The sequence below is a fragment of the Streptomyces sp. NPDC002784 genome (assembly GCF_053592135.1).
Map to the genome: position 1 here is coordinate 1 of NZ_JBSFVD010000045.1, position 18,704 is coordinate 18,704.

Consider the following 18,704-nt stretch of genomic DNA (forward strand, 5'->3'; position numbering starts at 1 on the left):
GCCCGCATGGCTTCGATGACGCCCAGGTCGGCCGAGGCCCGTTGGGGCAGCGCGGCGGAGTCACGGGTGATGCTGCCGGTGCCCACCATGGTGAGCGTGGCGAGCACGGTGTCGTGCAGCAGCCGCTGCTGGTCCAGCTCATCGGTGCGGGCGGCGGACCGGGCCCGCGCGGACGCACGCGCCGCCGCCTCCCGCGACAGTGCCGAGTCCGCCGTACGCGCTCCATGGCGCAGCAGGATGGCGACGGCGGCGGCGAGCAGCCCTTGCAGGACCAGGACGACGGAGGCATCTCGCAGCCCGGTGCCCATCGCGTGGGCCGCCGCGATGGCGAGCGCCGCGGCCATCGCCCAGGGCTGGCGCAGCGTGAACTGTGCGATGAAGACACCGGTTCCGGCGATCATGTCGATCCATCCGGAGCCCGCCGACGCCTGAAGGACCTCGGCCGGGACGAGCCGGCCGTGTGCCAGACAGAGCGTCACGACGACGGCGATGTCACCGGCGGCAAGCCAGGGATGCGCTCCCGGCCGGAACATCACCACGGTGAACAGGCCGCTCCACACCAGCAGTGCGACGACAGCGACAACCACCCACACCAAGCGGGCGGGCGGTGCGAAGCCGACCCAGGCGACGAGGGCCGCTCCCAGCGCACTGGTCGCCCTCAACACCGCGGACAGGCGTGCGGACTTGCGCTGAAGCTGGTGCTGGGCGGGCCCTCGCGCCGACCCGCCGCCTCCCTCGCGCGGATGTGCACCCCCGCCTGCCAAAGCTACTTTGGCCGTACTCCCCATAATGTCTCCCCCCGTTACCCCCGGTCGCCGAGGCAACCCGCCGCTCAACCTAAGTCACCGCGCGCGGGCGAGGGGAGGTATGCGCGGCATCTTGAGGCGCTGTCACGTGTTCGCGTGACATGCCCCTCGCGAGGCGCGCCCATAGTCTTCGAATCCGGAAACGCCCGGGAAGGGGGCCCGGGTGCCATTCGCGATCCGACGGGGCCTGCCCGTGCACGTTCACCTGGGTCGGACGCCCGGTCTTCACGACGTCAAACCGATTACCCGGAGGGGTAGGGCCATGCAAAGAGCCCGGAGTTCCACCACGCTGTTCCTCAGTGCACTTCTCGCCCTGGCGGTCCTGTTCGGGGCGGCTGCCCCGGCAAACGCCGCGCCGAGCCGGTCGGACGGCCGCAGCAAGGTGATCTTCGTGCACGGATTCGATCCCACCGGTGTGGTGGGGGCGGCGGTCAACTGCAAGGAGTACTGGTCGAGCGCGATCAACTACTTCAAGTCGAAGAATTACGCGGACAACCAGCTGATCACGTACGGCTACTACAAGAAGGAATCGGGCTCAGACGGCTGCACCACCCGGTTCAAGGACAAGGACGGCAAGTACGGCACCCGTAATACGTCCCTCACGACGCTGGCCAAGCATTTCGCCAACCGCGTCCACAACGCCTACTCCAGCTCCCCCTACGGCGGCCAGAAGGTCGACGTGGTCGCCCATTCCATGGGAGGCCTCGTGGTCCGCGCCGCGCTGTACCACGTCAGGAAGGGCACCGCCGGCTTCCCGCCGTACCTGTATATCGAGGACGTCGTCACGCTGGGTACTCCGCACGACGGGGCGAACACCGCTCAGCTCAACCTGTGCGCGTTCCACGATGCGCTGCAGTGCAGGCAAATGCGCAAGGGCAGCAATTTCCTCGACGGCCTTCCCCAGACTCCCAGCAAGTCGCACATGGGAACGGACTGGACTGCCGTCTCGTCCCACGATGACAAGACGGTCTCCGCGGGCTCCGGAACCTGGATCAGCGCACAGCACAAGCTCCAGTACGACGACAGCGGCAACAAGGCGATCAGTCACACCGCCCTGAAGAGCCACAAGAACGGCACATACCGAGCCCGAGTCAAGGACGCCGGCTCATGGTCGTCGTACACCGACAGGATGGCGCCGGTCGTGAAGGCGTACAAGGCCGTCTTCTACAAAGCCACGCACTGACCGTGCCGCCCCCACTTCGCTGACCCCCCGCCGCCCCACCGGACCCCGCCCTGCGGAGTCCGGACGGGCGGCGGAGTGCATGCCGCTCATCGTCATCAGGACGCGTGCGGTTGCCGAAGTCCTTGGAGGAGGAGGGCGATCAGGCGTCGGGGGTCGTAGCGGGGGTCGTGGTCGTGCCCGATGCACAGGTTGCCGATGCCGCGCAGCAACTCGTACGGCTGGATGCCGGGTTGGATGTCACCGGCCTCGACCGCGGCGTCGAGCAGTTCGGCGCAGACGGGCAGCAGGCGGTCAAGGAAGTAGTCGTGCAGCGCGGCGAAGCGGTCCTGCTCGGAGTGCAGGGCGTCGGCGAGTCCGTGCTTGGTGACGAGGAAGGCGACGAAGAGGTCGATCCACTCACGCAGTGCGTCCAGGGGGCGGTCGGCGCCGGCCAGCAGGTTCGGGCCGGCCTTCGCGCAGGCCTCGATCTGGTGGCGGTAGACGGCGGTGATGAGATCCGCGCGGGTCGGGAAGTGGCGGTAGATGGTGGCCATGCCGACGCCCGCCTGGGCGGCGATCCGACGGATCGGCGCGTCGACGCCGGAGGCGGCGAACACCTCGGCCGCGGCAGCGAGCACCGCGTCGCGGTTGCGCTGGGCGTCGGCCCGCTTGGCTTGGGACGGCGGCTTGTCTGCAGCACTGCCGGTGGTCACCGAGTGCTCCTTCCCCACGATTGACAAAGCGGAGCAGTGCTCCGAATACTAAGTGGAGCAGCGCTCCGCTTCAGCTTAGCGGAAGCGGATGCCCCTGTCCGTCATGCCCGCCGTGCCCGCCGCCGCTCGCAGCAGAGGCGGCGGACAGTCGGCGCCACATGAAAGGGAACCCCCTCGTGAGCACATCCACCGCCCCCCGGGCCGACACCCTCGGCGCGCCCGCCCCGGTCCTGTCCTACAGCCCCGTCACCCTCCCGGTGCCCGGACGTCCCGTAGACCTCCAGGTGCGCGTCTCCGCGCCCGCCACCGGGACCGGCCTGCCCGTCATCCTCCTCTCCCACGGTCACGGCCCCTCCCACCACCTCTCCTCACTCAACGGCTACGCGCCCCTCGCCAACCTCTGGGCCGCCCAGGGATTCGCCGTCATCCAGCCCACCCACCTCACCTCCCGCACCCTGAGCCACATCGCCGACGAACCCAACTGGTGGCGCACCCGGGCCGAGGACATGAGCCACATCCTCGACCGGCTCGACCTGATCGAACGCAGCGTGCCGCAGCTCGCCGGCCGGATCGACCCCGCCAAGGTCGCCGTCGCCGGACACTCCCTCGGCGGCTTCACCGCCGCCCTCCTGCTGGGCGCAGGCCTCACCGACCCCGACACCAATGACCTGGTGCACCTGCGCGAGCCCCGGATCAAGGCCGGCGTCCTGCTCGCCGCGCCCGGCAGGGGCGGCGCCGCCTACAACGGGCCCATGGCCCAGCAGTGGCCCGTCATCGGCGCCGTCGACTTCTCCACGATGACCGCGCCCGCACTCGTCGTAGCCGGCGACAAGGACGACCCCCGGCACTTCACCGACATCGGACCCACCTGGCACACCGACCCCTACGCCCTCTCCCCCAGCCCCAAGACCCTCCTCACGGTGTTCGACGCCGAACACGGACTCGGCGGCATCGCCGGATACGACGCCGCCGAGACCACTGACGAGAACCCCGCCCGCGTCGCCGCCCTCGCCCATCTCACCGCCGCGTACCTCCACACCCAGCTCCACCCCGGCGCCTCTGCCTGGCACACCGCCTGCGAGACACTGACCACCGGCCCCCACCCCATCGGACGCGTCACAACCAAGTAGGGCGTACACCGGGCCGGGTGAGGGAGGTGACCCGGTGCGCGGTGGTGTCGCTGCGCAGGAGGTAGGCGTCGCCCGCACGGTGATGGGCCGAGCATGCAGGGGTGTGCGCGCCATGGGTGTCGCCTTATCGGTGGAGCACGTTGAGCACGTGCCGTTCCAGCGGATCGGGCACGGCAAGGGGCGGCTCGCCGGCAACCGCGCCCACGAGACCGAGCAGACGCGGGTCGCCGTAGAGCTCACGTACAAGTGATGATTCCCGGGCGATGACATGGCCACCGAGGGTGGTCATGTGCCGGGGGGAGTTGTCCATGCACGACATCGCGAAGTCCCGGCGTCGGGCGATTGCCACCAGCCGCTGGGTCTCCGCCCGCAGCTCGTCCAGGCCGTCCGGGGTGAGCAGTCGGGGTCGGTGAAAGGCACGGGCAACGCCTTCCGATCGGGTGGGCAGGGCACGCCCCATGCGTCCCCGGACGGCGCACGCCTCAGTCCCCCACGGCAGGGAAGTGTCCAAAAGTCGGCACGAGCCAGCACCCCGGTGACCAGCCATCTGTACACCCTGCGCCCCGGTGGCGGCGGCTACGGTCAATCGGTCCGCGATCTCCTCGGCACTCAGCACGAGTGCGAAGCCTGCGCGCAGGACGGCGAGTTCGGGTTCCTGGCGCGACTCGTTTGGTGAGGGTGTGTCGCGGCCGAGGTTGCGCAGCGGGGTGTCGTGAACGCGCCGTAGGAGGGCTTGCGGATGACGACCTCATCGGGGCGGCGGCCCATGGGAGCCCACACCTCCGCGGGTCCCGGGCGGCGCCAGCCGGTGTCGGCGTGCGGGAGGAAGCGCAGGGCGTGCGGCCGGTCCAGCCCGAGATGGGTGTCGTCGAAGATGGTCCAGATCGGACCCGTCGCGTTTCACAGCAGGAACGTGAGGGCCGTGATGGAGCACAGGAGGAAGGCGAGGACGGGCCAGTACAGCAGTTTGGGAGCCAGGTTGTCCCGCCACTGGATCAGTGCGAGGTGGGGGCCGCGGGAGAGCAGCAGGGCGTTCCAGACGACGGCGATGGTCATGAAGTAGAGGCAGAAGTAGACGTAGTCGATGTACGTGATGCCGTGGGAGCCGGTTTCGTTCCGTGCGGTGTTGTGGTCGACGGTCAGCACCAGCAGCATGGCCGCCGCGAATTCGACCACGGTCAGTCCGTCGAATCCGGCGAGCGGGAAGCGCCGGGTGTTTTTCGTGGTGACGAAGAGGGAGGCGAAGACGAGGACGGCGATGAAGGCCAGGGGGATGATCCGCCCGAAGAGCGGTGCGGCGAACTCTCTGGCCATGTGCATGTTGAAGTACAGCTCTGGATGCGTCTGTTGGCGGTACTGGCGGCCCTGTCCGAAGTTCACCGAGTAGCGCGGGGTGTCGTAGCTGAAGGAGGTGGTCTTGACGGCCCAGTTGCCGGGGACGAAGTTCGCGTCGAGACCGTAGGCGGCCGGCGCGCGCCAGGGCGGGTACGCGGCCAGGTCGGGGACGAGCTGGACTCTGCTCTCGAAGTCGGGGTGCCACAGGCGGAGCCACACGTCCTGTTCGTCCAGGGGGTAGGTACGGTAGTCGAACACCTGTCGGACCTGGACGTTGAAGTACCAGCCGATGACGTGCTCGCCGTCGCGGTGGACGTCGTAGACCTTGCGGGGCTCGTAGGAGTCGTCGGCTTCCGGCAGGACGACGCCGCGTTCGATGCCGGCCGGCACCGAGTCGGCGTACCGCTGCCAGATGTATCCGCTCACCTCGACGTCGTAAGGGCCCGTGAAGCGCAGGGCCTGGATGAACACGCCCGTGGGCACGCGCACGTGGTGCGCCGGTGCGGGGGTGTGGCGAGTGAGGTAGGCGTCGGTGTCGTGCATGCTGGTGACCTGCGTGCCGCGGGCGAGGGTGTGCGAGGTGTCGGTCATTACCGCGTACCAGATGAGTACGGTGCCGGTCAGCAGGACAGTGGCGGTCCATGCGCTGGCCAGCCACAGGCGGTGGACCCTCAGTCGGCGGATGCCGGCGAGGCCGCCCAGCAGGAGCAGGGCCAGTCCGGTGATCACGACGGCGCCGAGTGCGGGGCCGGGATCTGCGAAGTCCAGTCGGTGGTGTCGATGCGCGACGACCGTGAGCGTGACGGCGAACAGCGCGCCGGCGGCGAGGGCGAGCAGGTCGATTCCTCGGGCGGCAGCTCGCAAGTGGTGCACGAGTGGATCGTGGTTCGGCGTCTTCACCACGTCACCGCTGCGGATTCAGCCGAGTTGGGCGGCGTAGACGAGGAAGACCGACAGGCAGAACACCGGATAGTAGACGCGGGAGACAAGCGCGAGCCGGTTCCAGGCCCGTATGTTGTCGTGTTCCTGGAGCCAGGCGCCGGCGAGCGAGATGAAGACGCATGTGCCCACGAGGAACATGAAGGCGTAGTAGGCCCACTCGAGTGCCACCGTGTATCCGATGTCCGGCAGGGAGTTGGTGACGTTGGTCAGCAGCACGGCGGCGCTGAGCATGGCGGTGACCTCCAGGGAGACGCGGGTGCTGGTGTAGCGGGGGTCGCGTGGAAAGAAGAGGGTGGCGTAGGTGACAGCGGCGCTGAGCAACAGCGGCAGGAGGTTCTTGACGAGGAAGGGTGCTACGTCGCGGGCCACTGTGACGTCGGCGACGTACTGGGCGTAGTGAACGCCGTGTTCGCCCTGCGACAGGTCCGGGTCGCCGAGCCGCGCGGTGCTGCCCACGGCGGCCTTGTACAGACTCAGATCGCGCACCGTCCAGTTGGGCAGGCCGTCGATGGTCTGCCGGACGTCCTTGCCGCTGTTCAGCGCCTCCACACGGTCCTGTTTCACCAGGGCCCGGTCCACGACGTAGACGACGCGGGAGGAGGGCTGGATGCGGTTCTGCAAGGTGATGGCGAGATGCTGCCGGTCGAAGGGGAAGCGGTGGAAGTCCAGCGAGGTGCTGAAGGTGGTGACGACCTGGTAGAGGCGGTACTTCACACCATGGGCGGACGATGTGCGGACGGGGGCCGTCCACTTGAACTTGTCGTCCGCGAGGTTGGGGAACTCCACGTCCGTGGCCTCGTCGCTGCCGCTGTAGCGGAACCACAGGAAGATGTCCGCCTTGAAGGTGCCTTCGCGGGTGTCGAGCGTGCTGATCCGGTTGACGTTGATACCGGTGTAGACGATCTGCTGACGGGCCAGCACCTTGCCCTCGAAGGAGACGGCCCGCTTGGCGGCCAGTTCCTGGGCCACGTCGACATCCTCCTCCGGGCTGTACTCGGTCAGCTGGACGGGAGCGGAAACGATGTCCCCGGACTGGACGATGCCGATGGTGACGGGCAGGTGCAGGGAGCGGGTACGGTCGAAGAAGACCCGCCCGTACAGGCCCGGGATGCCCTTGGCCGGAGTGTTCACGGCGGCCAGCGCGTCGCGGACCGCCGTCCTGTCCCGTTCGCTCACGTGGGCATGGTGGATCTTTGCCCGGCTGATGGCGTGCACGGCCATGTCGGCCGCCGTCTGTCCTGACATCGCCTTCCAGGAGGGCATGATGCCGTAGCGGTCCCGGAAGGCGGTTGCCCAGGTCAAGCCGGCTCCGGTGAGGCTGTCGGCGAGTTGGGGTGAGGCGGCGTAGAACCGTCCGGTCATCGAGCCGGGTGCCGTCCGTTCCAGGTGGGAGGCGGCCAGGCGGGAGCCGAACTGGGTGTTGGACAGGTCATCGCCCCCGATGACGGTGGCGCGCACGCCATGGCGGCGCAGGTAGGTCAGCGTGGTCAGTGCGGGGTCTTCCGGCAGGGCGAGAATGACCGGGCCTCGGTCCGGGTCGGTGCGGGCAGCCTCCAGCGCCTCCTGCAGCTGGTCCTGGCGCGGGTTGCCGCCGTGGTCGCCGAGAGCGACGACCCGGTGGACGCGCCCTGTGGTCGTGAAGGCGCGGCGGAAGCCGTCTGCCAGGGACGCGCCGTAGGCGCTGTCCACGTGCAGGACGGTCGCGCTGCGCGCGCCGAGCACATGGTGGGCGTAGGCGGCGATGAAGTGCCCCTGATAGGTGTTCGTGTAGGTCGTGCGGAAGCTCCAGGGGTTCGCGGTGATGCTGTCGGCGGTGGCTGTGGGGGTGATGAAGGGGATGCGGGCAGCGGCGTACACGGGGGCGGCTTGGGTGGCTGTGGGGCTGCTGGTGTTGCCGATCACGAGGGCGACACGGTCGTCGCGGGCGATGCGCTCTGCCGTGCGGCGCGCGGTCGCCGGGTCGGCGCGGTCGTCGTAGGGCAGCAGCCGTAGGGGATGGCCGCGTATGCCGCCGTTCTGGTTGATCCGGTCGATGTGGAAGCGGATGCCGCGGGTGATCTCCTGCCCGCGGACGGCTCCCGGGCCCGTGTGGCTGGTCACCACGGCCACGTGCACCGGCTCTGGCGCCGGGCTCAGCAGGGAGGGCAGGCTTACGGCCGCCGTCACCAGGAGCAGGGCCAGGGTGATTGTTGCGGTCAGGCGCGCGCGGCGGGTCCGCCACCTGGGGCGCAGACCGCTCGCCGTCGCGCCCGCGGGTGAGGCGTCGGCGTGTGAGGGTTTCCAGCCGGGAGACCGGCCGTCGTCGGTGTCCCTGCCGGTGTCGTCACCGGGCGTGACCACGTCCGTCTCCTTCCTTCGAGCATGTGGTGCGCCGTTCGCGTGCGGCTCCGTGGCCGGATGGCCGGCGCAGCCGCACGCGTCGAGGTCTCGCTAGTCGGCGTCGTGGGGCGTGATGCCGTCGATGGCGTTGTGGAAGACGGACAGCTTGGCGTCCTGGGCGACGAAGTACTTGTCGACCTTGTAGGCGATGGTGGCGAAGTCCAGGCGGCCGTCGCCGTTGAAGTCGCCGATGGCGATGCGCGCGGTGGAGTCGGAGGAGACGCGCCACTTGGTGAAGATGCCGGCCTGGATGTCGATCGCCTTGTAGTAGAAGACGCCCTGCCAGGGCCAGGGGCCGCGCAGGGCTACCAGGAATTCGTCGTCGCCGTCGTTGTCGAAGTCGGCGCAGAGGATGTGATGGCCGGGGCCCTCACCGTGTTCGTTGGGATCGCCGAACACGTCGAGCACGACGCGCCGCCAGGAGACTTCTCCGGCCGGCGCGCCGGGCTGCTCCTTGAGATAGACGGCCACGGTGTTGCCGTGGAAGGGTTCCATGGTCGCGACATAGGCGTGCGGGTCGTCGCCGATCCGGCCGACGGCGGCTTCACCACTGCCCTTGAAGCCGGTGTGGTCGAACTGGGACTGTTCTCCTTCGCCGATGTGCGTGATCGTGAACCGGCCCTGTCGCTCGTCGTAGTGCAGCCAGCTCACTCCCTCTTCGGAAGCGACCACGACCGAGTCGAGGTGCTCGCAGCCAGGCAGCGGGTTCGGCCGGACGTCCACTCCGTGGATCAGGCGGAAGTGGCTGTCGTCGACGACGCGCTTCTCCCAGGGTTTACGCACGTCGTTGTTGGGGCTGAACAGCACGATGGGGATGAGCCCGTGGACGTGCCGGGCGCCCACGATCGGCAGGCCCATCACCTCAGGCTTGCGGGTCTGGGTGAAGTGGCCCACGCGCAGGCGGTGCATGCCGGTCTCACGGCCGATGTAGTGCCGCTCCCAGCGTGCGTCGCCGTCCGGTTTGCCGGTGTTCTCGATCCAGTCGATCCTTCCCCCCTCGGGGTCGGGGTCGTCCAGGCGGCCGCTGGCTCCGTAGAGCTGGTGGCAGACGACGAAGTCGGGACGACCGTTGCCGGAGATGTCGGCGGCGTGTGCGCCTGCGGGCATGGGCAGACCGTCAGCGACCAGCTGCCGTTGCCAGTCAGGGTTGTGGTACCAGTAGATCTCGCCGAGGTTGAACCCGTGGGTGAGCAGGTCGGGGCGGGTGTCGCCGTCGATGTCGGCGGCCTCCACCCAGTAGCCCTCGGTAAGTCGGTCGGCCACCACCTCGCGGGTGAAACGCGGGATGCAGATGTCGTAGGGGGTGTTCGCGGCCATTGGGGCGCCTTCCGGGAATGGTGTTGCAGGGGTCAGGTCAGCCCAGGACGCGGGCGAGGTAGTCGCGGGCGGTCTTGGCGTGGTGCAGAGGTGGTTGACCACCGAGCGGGTCCTGTTCGGCTTCCACGACCAGCCAGCCGCGGTAGGTGTCGCCGGGGCGCAGGGCTTTGATGACCGTGTCGAAGTCGATGTCACCGTCGCTGTCCCCCGGGACGGTGAAGATGCCCGCCTCGACGTACTCGCGAAAGCTCCCGGAGGCCAGTGTCCGGTCGGCGAGCACGCTGCTGCGGACGTTCTTCAGGTGGACGTGGGCGATCCGCTCCCGGTGCCGCTCGATGACGCCCCGCACGTCGGCGCCGGCCCAGGTGAGGTGACCGGTGTCGAGCAGCAGGCCGACGTGGCGCGGGTCGGTGTCGCGCATCAGGCGGTCGACGTCCTGTTCGGTCTGTACGCCGGTGCCCATGTGCGGGTGGTAGGCGAGGGTGAAGCCCTGACTCGCGACGATCTCGCCGATCTTGTTCAGGCCCTTGCAGAGGTCGGTCCACTGCTCGTCGGTGAACTCCGGCCGGTTGCTGCGCAGGCTCAGCGACTGCAGGTGGATGGAGTGGCCGAACTCGGCGACGCCGATCGTGGTGGTCTTCACCGGGGGGTCGCCGGCGTTGAAGTCCTTGAGGAACTCCAGCACCTTCAGCAGGTCGCAGGCGGTGCGTTCGGCGCCGTCGGGCACGGTGAAGTAGGTGCTCACCCACGGCTCGCTCACGCTGAGACCGCGCAGGTGCATGGCGGCGGTCAGCGCGTCGACGTCGGTGGTGAAGTTGTGGCCGATGCTGCATCCCTCGAAGCCGGCGAGGGCGATCTCGCTGAGGCACTGTTCCATCGGGATGTCGTTGCCGATCAGCGGGAAGTCGTCGTTGGTCCAGCAGGTGGGGGTGATGCCGAGGTGGATGCCCTCGGGCAGGGCAGTGGTGTCTTGCCTCATGTGACAGTCCTGGGGGTCGCGGGGGTGGGTCAGTGCCCGGGGTGGCCGCTGAGGATGGTCTCGGCCGCGTGGACGGCCATGGCGACGCTGGTCAGCGTGGGGTTGGAGGCGTTGCCGAAGGGGTGCAGGCCGTTGCCGCCGAGGTAGAGGTTGTCGACGTTCCACACCTTGGAGTACTCGTCGACGACGCTGTCCAGCTCGCTGGTGCCCATGCGGGTGGTGCCGGCGATGTGGAGCGGCAGGCCGGGGGTGAGGAAGACCGGCTCGGAGCCGGGCATGAAGCCGCCGAGGGCGGCGGCGGTGCGCAGCATGTGCTCGTTCATGCGGTCCGTCTCCTTCCGTTCGGCCGCGTCGAGGCGGAAGTGGAAGGTGGGCTGCGGCATGTCGAAGGTGTCGCGGATCTTGCGGGAGAAGGTGACCTTGTTCTCCGGGCGGGGGCGGGAGATGCCGAACCAGCGCAGGTCCACGATGAGCCGGGGATCGACGTTGGGCGGCACGGCGCCGTAGGTGAAGGCGTCGCGGTGGATCTGGCAGTGCCAGGGCCGCTCCTCGGTCACCAGCAGGGCCAGGTTCGGGTCGCGCTCGGCGGGCGGGAAGGGCACGGGATCGGCGTTCTTGTCACCGCCGTGCAGCCGCTTGAGCTGGGCTGCGCGGTAGGCGGCGACCCGCTCGGCGGCGGACGCCGCAGGGGCGTCGTCGCTGCCGCTCACGCCGCGCAGAATCTCCTCGATGTTGTCCATGTGCTCCTGCTGCAGGACCACCTGGCAGAAGGACATGGGCTGTTCGGTGAGGTAGCGGCCAAGGGCGGGCAGCGTGACCCCGGAGTTGAACAGCAGCTGCGGGGTGGGCACCGCACCGCACGCCACCACGTACGTCTTGGCCCGCAGCTGGATCTCGCGGCGCAGGTCGCGCAGGTCGCGTACGACGGCATGGTCGACCTTCTGCCGCCTGCCGGTGCCGGTGATCTCCAGGCGTACGCACTGGTGCTCGGGCAGCAGGGTGAACGAACCCTCGGACGGCCGGTGCGTGGGTTCGGCCAAGTCCCCAAGGACGGTGTCGGACGCGGACCACGTCACCGCGGAGGTCTTCTCGGAGTCGGCGCGCTCGCTGACGGCCAGGGGCAGTTCGGCGATATCGGCGAACTCCTCGCCCGTCTGCTTCAGCACCTGCTTGACCAGCAGGTGCCGGGCGGAAGCGGCGAAGACGGACGTCTGCCGGCCCAGCAGCGTTTCGGCCTCGTCGTACAGCTCGTCCATCTTCTTGTCGTCGATGGGGTATTCCTGGTCCCCGTTGCGCCGCTCGACCTGGGCGTGGAAGCGGGGAACGGCGCACGTCCAGTGCGTGGCCATGCCGCCCACGGCGTACGTCGCGGCCGCCGCGGGCAGGTTGGTGTGCTTCTTCTGCTCGGGGTTCTGGTTGCGCATGGAGAAGCCGGCGTATTTGTCCGGGTCGTAGGCGAACGCCGAGGGGTCGAGGGTGAGGGCCGGTTCCTTGTTGGTCGAGGTCGACAGGGGCAGCAGGTTGCCCTTGATGACGGAGACGAAAAGGTCGATGTTCTTCTGGAACAGGTAGCTGTTCTTGAGGTGTTCGCCGTATCTCCGGGACAGCTGCGCCCCGGCGTCGATCATCAGGACGTGCTTGCCGGCCTGGACCAGCTTGCGGGCGAAGGTGCAGCCCACCGGGCCGCTGCCGATGATCAGGGCGTCGTACTCGGTGGTGAGCACGTCGTTGTCGTTCATGAGGTTCCTCTCACACGGGGTGGGTCGTGCAGCGCGGCACCGTCGTCAGCGGCGCGCACGGGTGGGCCGCTGCTTCAGGGATGCGGCCTGGACGGCATGGTGGGGAGGGCCGTCACCGTCGACGGAGGTGATGTCGGCCGTGCCGCTGAGCCACAGAGCGGTGTTGACGAGGCCGACCATGCTGAACGCCTGGGGGGTGTTGCCCAGATGGCGGCCGGTGCGCGGGTCGTATTCCTCGCTGAGCAGTCCCACGTCGTTGCGCAGGTCCAGCAGTCGCTCGAACAGTTCCCTCGCCCCGCGTCGGCGGCCGGTGCCGTGCAGGGCGTCGGCGAGCCAGAAGGTACAGACGAGAAAAGTAGCCTCGTCGCCGGGCAGCCCGTCGACGCCGCCGTCCGCCTCGGGCCGGTAGCGCAACAGGAAACCGTCCTCGCCCAGCTCGCGGCGTACCGCGTCCACGGTGCCCCGCACCCGCGGGTCCTCCCACGGCAGGAAGCCGACCCGGGGCAGCAACAGCAGCGCCGCGTCCAGGCCCTTGGAGCCGTAGAACTGGGTGAACGTGTTGCGCTCGGTGTCGTAGCCCTTGGCGCACACCTCCGCGTGGATGCGGTCGCGCAGGTCCTCCCAGCGGTCCACCGGACCCCAGCGGCCGTGGTGCAGCACCGAGCGCACGGCCCGGTCGAGACCCGCCCAGGCCATGACCTTGGAGTGCACGAAGTGCCGGGGATCGCCGCGGACTTCCCACAGGCTGCTGTCGGGTTCGCTCCAGTTGCCTTCCAGGAAGTCCAGCAGGGCCAGTTGTACGTTCCAGGCGGGGTCGGACGCCGGCAGCCCCGCCTCGCGCGATACGTAAAAGCACTCCAGAACCTCACCCCACACGTCGAGCTGGAACTGGCCGGCCGCGGCGTTGCCGACCAGGACCGGGCTGGAGTTCTCGTAGCCGGACAGCCAGTCGAGGGAGTACTCGGGCAGCCGCCAGGTGCCATCGAGGCCGTACATGATCTGCAGGTCGGCCGGGTTGCCGGCGACCGCGCGCAGCAGCCACTCCCGCCACGCGGACGCTTCCTCCAGGTAGCCGGTGCCGACCAGGGCCTGCAGCGTGAAGGTGGCATCCCGCAGCCAGCAGAACCGGTAGTCCCAGTTGCGCGACCCTCCGAGCTGCTCGGGCAGCGATGTCGTGGCCGCCGCGAGGATCCCGCCGGTGGGCTGGTAGGTCAGGCCCTTCAGCGTGATCAGCGAACGCCGAACCGCCTGCTGCCACTGCCCCTGGTAGGTGCACCGGCTCATCCAGGACCGCCAGAACCGCTCGGTGTCCGCGATGGCGGCGATCGCATCGACGGGCTTGGCACGGCTGGACAGGTGGGAGGGCTTGTGGGTGAGGACGAAGGGCACCTGCTGTCCTGCCTCGACGGTGAACTCGGCCTTGGTGGCCATGTTCTCGCCGTAGACGGTCACAGGGGTGTGCAGCCAGAAGGCGTCGGGGCCGGCCACGGCCCGCAGGCCGCCGCCGGTCCGGTTCACCCAGGGGATGATGCGGCCGTAGTCGGGACGCAGCCGCAGATCCATCCGCATGGTGACGCGTCCGCTGATGCCTTCCACCAGGCGGACCAGGTCGGATGCCTCCCCGCGCAGCGGCATGCAGTCCACGATGCGCACACTGCCCTCGGCGGTGTGCCACTCGCTCTCCAGGATGAGGGTGTCGTCCCGGTAGCGGCGCCGAGTGGCGGGGCCGCCCGACGCCGGGGCCAGCAGCCAGCGGCCGGCGCTCTGGTCGTGCAGCAGGGCGGCGAAACACGCCGGTGAGTCGAACCGGGGCAGGCACAGCCAGTCGATCGACCCGTCCCTCCCGACCAGCGCACCCGAATGCAGATCTCCCAGGAACGCGTAGTCCTCGATGGCACTGGGCATTCCGACACTCCCTTACACCGGCGGCACGGCACCGCCGGAGAACGCTCGCGCCTGTCTGGCGGCGCGCCACGGCACCGCTTCACGGGCGGGGCGGGCACGCCGCACCAGAGCGGCACCTTGTGGTGAATGGATGGAGCGCCCGCAGTGGTACGGGGCGCCGAACGTGCGTGCACGCCCGATGGGCCTGCCTGCCTTCCCTCCTGACGCAGAGGGGTCAGGATCAGTGCTCAGACGTCAGCCGACGGCCGGAAACCCGCTCGCCGGCCCAAGCCCGCCTTCGCGAGAAGACTGGCGTGGCAGTTTGCGCATGTCCACCGGACTGCCTCTCCAAGGTGGCATACCGCATAAAAGGCCGCGACTCTGGCATATGCATATGGCTTACCGGCATGTCAGATGGCGCTCCGCCTGCTACCGGCATATGTCCCACGAGTAGCAGCAGCATCCGAAAGATGGCGGTCGATCGGGGCGGTTATCGGTACGACTAACGGCTGCTGAGCGGCGTGGCGTGCCCGATTCTTCCCGCCGGTCGACACGATGTGGCCGACGGCCCGGACTGACATCGGCCGGCGTCGAGGTCGACGGACCCGCCTGCACCGGTGTGTCCGTGATGAGTGCGGAGGGCGCAATTGTGATCAGTCGTCGAAAGGTTCTGTGGCGCGGAGCGCAGGCCGTGGCCCTGGCCGGTGCCGGTCGGATGACCGAGGGTGCCGCTCAGGCCGCTTCGCAACACCCGCCGGTCTCAGGACACGGCGTGCCGGCCCCGGCATGGCGGGAGCTGGGACGGGCGTTGAGCGGCGGAGCGGGGCTCTACCGGCCGGGGAGCGCACACTACGAGAGCCTGGTGCTGCCGGACAACCGGCGGTATGCGGCGGTGCGGCCGGCGGGCATTGCCGCGTGCGCCACAGAGAAGGACGTGCGGGCGGCGCTGGGCTGGGCCGCCGACCAGGGGATGCCGTTCGCCGTCCGCTCAGGCGGCCACAACTACGCCGGATACTCCACCACCACGGGACTGCTGATCAGCCTGCGCCGTATGCGCAGCGTGGTCCCCAGCGGTCACCGGCTGGTGCTGGGCGGAGGTGCCACCAACTCCGACGTCTACGAGGCGAAAGCGGCGAACCTGTACTTCCCTGGCGGCCGTTGCCCCGGTGTGGGCGTGGCGGGGCTGGCCCTGGGCGGGGGCTTGGGCTTCAACGACCGCAAGTGGGGCCTGACATGCGACCGGCTGGTGGAGACTCGCCTGGTGCTGGCCGACGGTTCCCTGGTGCGGGCCAGCGCCCGGGAGAACGCGGACCTGTTCTGGGCCTGTCGGGGCGGGGCCGGCGGGAACTTCGGCATCAACACCGGTTTCACCTTCGAGGCCGTCGACGTCTCCGCCCAGCGCGCCACCGTGTTCGACCTGACCTTTCCCGTCCGACGGGGCGTCGTGGTCATGTCCGCCGTTCAGGAGGCCCTGGCCGCAGACGAGCACAATGCCCTCGACGTGCGGATCGGCTTCAAGAACAACGGCGACGGCGGCGGTGGGACGCTGTGGCTCCTCGGTCAGCGTCTGGGCGACGAGGACGGCCTGCTCCGGACGCTCGCGCCCGTGCTGTCCTTGCGCCCGCGCAAGTCATTCGTGCAGGAGAGGCACTTCTGGGACGCCCAGGACTACTTGATGGAGCGCCCCGGTCAGCCCGCAGCCAGCGCCTCCAAGTCCCTCGTGCCCGACCGCGGCATCGGCCAGCCCGCCGTCGAAGACATCATCGGCTGGATCGAGGACTGGCAGCCAGGCCGCAAGGGCAACGCCGGCTACGTGACACTGTTCGCCATGGGTGGCTCCAGCGCCCAGCCCTCCCCCGGTGACACTGCATACCCACACCGCCGAGGCACGTTCGTCATCGACATCGGCAGTCACTGGCACCCCGACACTCCCCGCAAGGACGCCGACCGTCTGCTCACCCAGCTGAGGACGATGCACCGCACGCTGCGACACAGGCTCGAGACCTCCGCCGCGTACGTCAACTTCCCGGACCCAGACCTGCCTGACTGGCAGCACGCCTACTACGGCGCCAACTACCAACGCCTCACCGGCGTCAAGCGCCACTACGACCCGACCGGCCTCTTCCGCTACGGCCAGAACATCGGAGTCGCCGAGACCACGACAGCACACTCCTGACCGGACCAGACCTCGGCCTCTCCGACGGCCAGATGAGTTCCGGCGCCCAGGAATCGGTGCTGCGAAGAAGATGCGGCCCCGAGGTGTGAAAAACATGACTGTTACATGAGTGACGGTCGGGACGGTCTGGGAGTGCCCCTGTGCTGGCCGGTGGCAACGTCGGGCTGCGGTCCGGAAACCCTTAGCGGCTGGAGAAGGGCGCTTGGCGGACTTTGGCACGTGGCAAGGGCACAGCAGACATCGCTGCAGCACCTCATCTTCCAGGTCCTGCACTCCGCATCCGCCGAAGAAGTGTGGTGCGCCGTGGCGAGACGCCCTCCTGCCGCGTTGGCCGCCGTGCATGCCCGCACTCCGTTCGCCGACCACTTCACCGGGCAACACTGCGCGACCTGGTCATGCTCCACTTCGTCCGGTCCCACCACCACCGCGCTGTGCACACCGACGCCTTCGAGCGGAGCCGTGCAAGTCTCGTCGGCAATGATCGTCTCATCGAACGGTCTTCGGTCATCCGTGACCGTCAGCGTGTGTGGTCACCGAATGCCAGTCGGCTCCGTGTTCCTCCTGCGTCGGTGACCAGCCGGGTGTTTCGGTACTCCAGCGCCTCGGTGGGCTCCCCCATCCCCCGTGCCCCAGCACCCGTCGGCTGACTTGCCGTCCCGGGCAGCAGATGGCCCCTGCCAGGCCCCGATACCCGTGACTGCGGCAGTTCTCGGCGGACAGACACGGCCAACCGGCCCGGTCCCCCGTCCCCGGGTATCGGAGTGAACCCTTCGCCTCGCCTGAGGCGCAAAGCCGTGGTGCGATGAAAGCGGGGGCCGGGGAAGGAGCAAGCGGTGATCCGACCGGCAGGGCAGCACAAGAGCAGCACCAGCCCTGTGTCCATCCGCCCGCTGGAAGAATCGGACCTGGACCGGGCCGACGAAATCTTCAGGATCGCCTTCGGGACGTTCCTCGGAGCTCCCGAACCGGAAACCTTCTTCGGCAGCGCCGACTACGTCCGCACCCGCTGGACAGCCGATCCACGCGCCGCCTTCGCAGTAACCATGGACGGCGAAGTCGTCGCATCCAACTTCGCCACCAACTGGGGCAGCGTCGGCTACTTCGGCCCGCTGACCGTCCACCCGGACCGGTGGGACCAGGGCATCGGCAGACGCCTCATGGAACCGGTCATGGACTGCTTCGACACCTGGGAAAACCGGCACCTCGGTCTGTTCACCTTCTCCCACAGCCCCAAACACCTCGAGCTCTACCGCCGCTACGGCTTCTGGCCCCGATTCCTGACAGCCATCATGAAAAAGCAGGTCACAGGCCCTGCAGCGGCCCCGGGCCGCATGCTGTACGGCGAGCTATCCCCCGCCGAGCAGCCCGACGCCCTCAGCCTCTGCCGCACACTCACCGGGAGCGTGTTCGACGGCCTGAGCGTGGAACGGGAGATCATCGCCACGCACGCGCAGGGACTCGGTGACACCATCCTCCTCCAAGGAGCCGACTCCGAGCTCGACGGCCTGGCCGTCTGCCACTGCGGGGCCGGAACAGAGGCCGGAGAGGACGTCTGCTTCGTAAAATTCGGCGCCGTACGCCCCGGTCCGCAGGCAGCCGACCGGTTCGAACGCCTGCTCACCGCCTGTGAGCAACTCGCCGCCGAACGCAACCTGGGCCAATTGGGCGCCGGTGTGAACCTGGCCCGCCAGGACGCCTACCAGCGCATGGTCAACCGCGGGTTCCGCACCTGGCTGCAGGGCGTGGCCATGCACCGACCCAACGAATCCGGTTACAGCCACCCCGACGCGTACGTCATCGACGACTGGCGCTGACAGCCCCACCGCATCCGGGCCCGCGAGGACTGCCCAGTGCACACCTCTTCGGCGCCGACGGCCATACCCCTCCCTGCCCCGTGCCGACGTGCTGTCGCCTCTCCGGCTCTGCTCCAGTTCCTGGGCGCCCACCACGCAGCCGCTCTCGCCCGTGAGCGGTTGCGGGCCCGCTTGAGAAGATCGAGTCATGGCGGAGTCACCTATGCAGATCAATGCCCTCGTCGTCGATGCCCAAGACCCCGAGCGGCTCGCTGCGTTCTGGTCCGAACTGCCGGGCAGGCCGGTCGTGGCCCGGATGGGCCCCTACGTCTGGCTCCAGCGCGAAGGC

At 68.9% G+C, this 18,704-nt stretch carries 15 protein-coding genes and 1 pseudogene; 6 read left to right on the forward strand and 10 right to left on the reverse strand.

What is annotated here, in order from left to right:
* A partial coding sequence (locus ACWD1Z_RS34585; protein ID WP_451124417.1) for a hypothetical protein occupies window positions 1-662 on the reverse strand: 662 nt, incomplete at its 3' end.
* 406 nt (window positions 663-1,068) lie between these two features.
* On the opposite strand from ACWD1Z_RS34585, the gene ACWD1Z_RS34590 reads away from it, so the two are divergent.
* Window positions 1,069-1,989, forward strand: coding sequence for an esterase/lipase family protein (locus ACWD1Z_RS34590; protein WP_451124419.1), 921 nt, complete (start codon window positions 1,069-1,071; stop codon window positions 1,987-1,989).
* A 95-nt stretch (window positions 1,990-2,084) separates the two neighbouring features.
* Here ACWD1Z_RS34590 and ACWD1Z_RS34595 read toward each other — a convergent pair whose 3' ends face one another.
* Window positions 2,085-2,681, reverse strand: coding sequence for a TetR/AcrR family transcriptional regulator (locus tag ACWD1Z_RS34595; protein ID WP_451124421.1), 597 nt, complete (start codon window positions 2,679-2,681; stop codon window positions 2,085-2,087).
* 158 nt (window positions 2,682-2,839) lie between these two features.
* Between ACWD1Z_RS34595 and ACWD1Z_RS34600 the strand changes: the two genes are divergently transcribed.
* On the forward strand, window positions 2,840-3,811 hold the full coding sequence (locus ACWD1Z_RS34600) for an alpha/beta hydrolase family protein (RefSeq protein WP_451124423.1): 972 nt from the start codon (window positions 2,840-2,842) through the stop codon (window positions 3,809-3,811).
* On the opposite strand, the pseudogene ACWD1Z_RS34605 reads toward ACWD1Z_RS34600, so the two are convergent.
* Window positions 3,798-3,899 (reverse strand): annotated as a pseudogene (locus ACWD1Z_RS34605) (HalD/BesD family halogenase); the annotation flags it as partial. The gene ACWD1Z_RS34600 and the pseudogene ACWD1Z_RS34605 sit on opposite strands and share 14 nt — an antisense overlap.
* Before the next feature lie 36 nt (window positions 3,900-3,935).
* Window positions 3,936-4,358: a HalD/BesD family halogenase gene (locus tag ACWD1Z_RS34610; RefSeq protein ID WP_451124443.1), complete on the reverse strand. Its 423-nt coding sequence runs from the start codon at window positions 4,356-4,358 to the stop codon at window positions 3,936-3,938.
* On the opposite strand from ACWD1Z_RS34610, the gene ACWD1Z_RS34615 reads away from it, so the two are divergent.
* Window positions 4,347-4,487 carry a hypothetical protein gene (locus tag ACWD1Z_RS34615; protein WP_451124447.1) on the forward strand — a complete coding sequence of 47 codons (141 nt, stop codon included), beginning with the start codon at window positions 4,347-4,349 and terminating at the stop codon, window positions 4,485-4,487. The two genes, ACWD1Z_RS34610 and ACWD1Z_RS34615, sit on opposite strands and share 12 nt — an antisense overlap.
* Before the next feature lie 224 nt (window positions 4,488-4,711).
* Here the strand turns inward: ACWD1Z_RS34615 and ACWD1Z_RS34620 are convergent, their stop codons facing one another.
* The 6 genes from ACWD1Z_RS34620 to ACWD1Z_RS34645 form a co-directional block, all read right to left on the reverse strand.
* Window positions 4,712-6,019, reverse strand: coding sequence for a hypothetical protein (locus ACWD1Z_RS34620; RefSeq protein WP_451124425.1), 1,308 nt, complete (start codon window positions 6,017-6,019; stop codon window positions 4,712-4,714).
* A 45-nt stretch (window positions 6,020-6,064) separates the two neighbouring features.
* Window positions 6,065-8,428 (reverse strand): ABC transporter substrate-binding protein, encoded by a 2,364-nt coding sequence (locus ACWD1Z_RS34625; protein ID WP_451124427.1) that lies wholly within the window; start codon window positions 8,426-8,428, stop codon window positions 6,065-6,067.
* Window positions 8,429-8,518: 90 nt separating this feature from the next.
* A complete protein-coding gene (locus ACWD1Z_RS34630) occupies window positions 8,519-9,784 on the reverse strand; it encodes an FG-GAP repeat domain-containing protein (protein WP_451124429.1) in 1,266 nt (421 codons plus the stop codon).
* A 37-nt stretch (window positions 9,785-9,821) separates the two neighbouring features.
* A complete protein-coding gene (iolE, locus tag ACWD1Z_RS34635) occupies window positions 9,822-10,763 on the reverse strand; it encodes a myo-inosose-2 dehydratase (protein WP_451124431.1) in 942 nt (313 codons plus the stop codon).
* A 29-nt stretch (window positions 10,764-10,792) separates the two neighbouring features.
* The gene (locus ACWD1Z_RS34640; protein WP_451124433.1) at window positions 10,793-12,502 is read right to left on the reverse strand and encodes a pyranose oxidase; all 1,710 of its coding nucleotides are present in this window, start codon (window positions 12,500-12,502) and stop codon (window positions 10,793-10,795) included.
* Window positions 12,503-12,547: 45 nt separating this feature from the next.
* Window positions 12,548-14,407 (reverse strand): glycoside hydrolase family 15 protein, encoded by a 1,860-nt coding sequence (locus ACWD1Z_RS34645; protein WP_451124435.1) that lies wholly within the window; start codon window positions 14,405-14,407, stop codon window positions 12,548-12,550.
* Window positions 14,408-15,158: 751 nt separating this feature from the next.
* On the opposite strand from ACWD1Z_RS34645, the gene ACWD1Z_RS34650 reads away from it, so the two are divergent.
* From ACWD1Z_RS34650 to ACWD1Z_RS34660, 3 genes are all read left to right on the forward strand, one after another.
* Window positions 15,159-16,562, forward strand: a complete 1,404-nt coding sequence (locus tag ACWD1Z_RS34650; protein WP_451124439.1) for an FAD-binding oxidoreductase — start codon at window positions 15,159-15,161, stop codon at window positions 16,560-16,562.
* Between the two features lie 833 nt (window positions 16,563-17,395).
* Complete coding sequence (locus ACWD1Z_RS34655; protein WP_451124441.1) at window positions 17,396-18,376, forward strand: GNAT family N-acetyltransferase; 981 nt, start codon at window positions 17,396-17,398, stop codon at window positions 18,374-18,376.
* A gap of 187 nt (window positions 18,377-18,563) precedes the next feature.
* The coding region (locus ACWD1Z_RS34660; RefSeq protein ID WP_451124445.1) for a VOC family protein at window positions 18,564-18,704 on the forward strand (141 nt) is incomplete at its 3' end.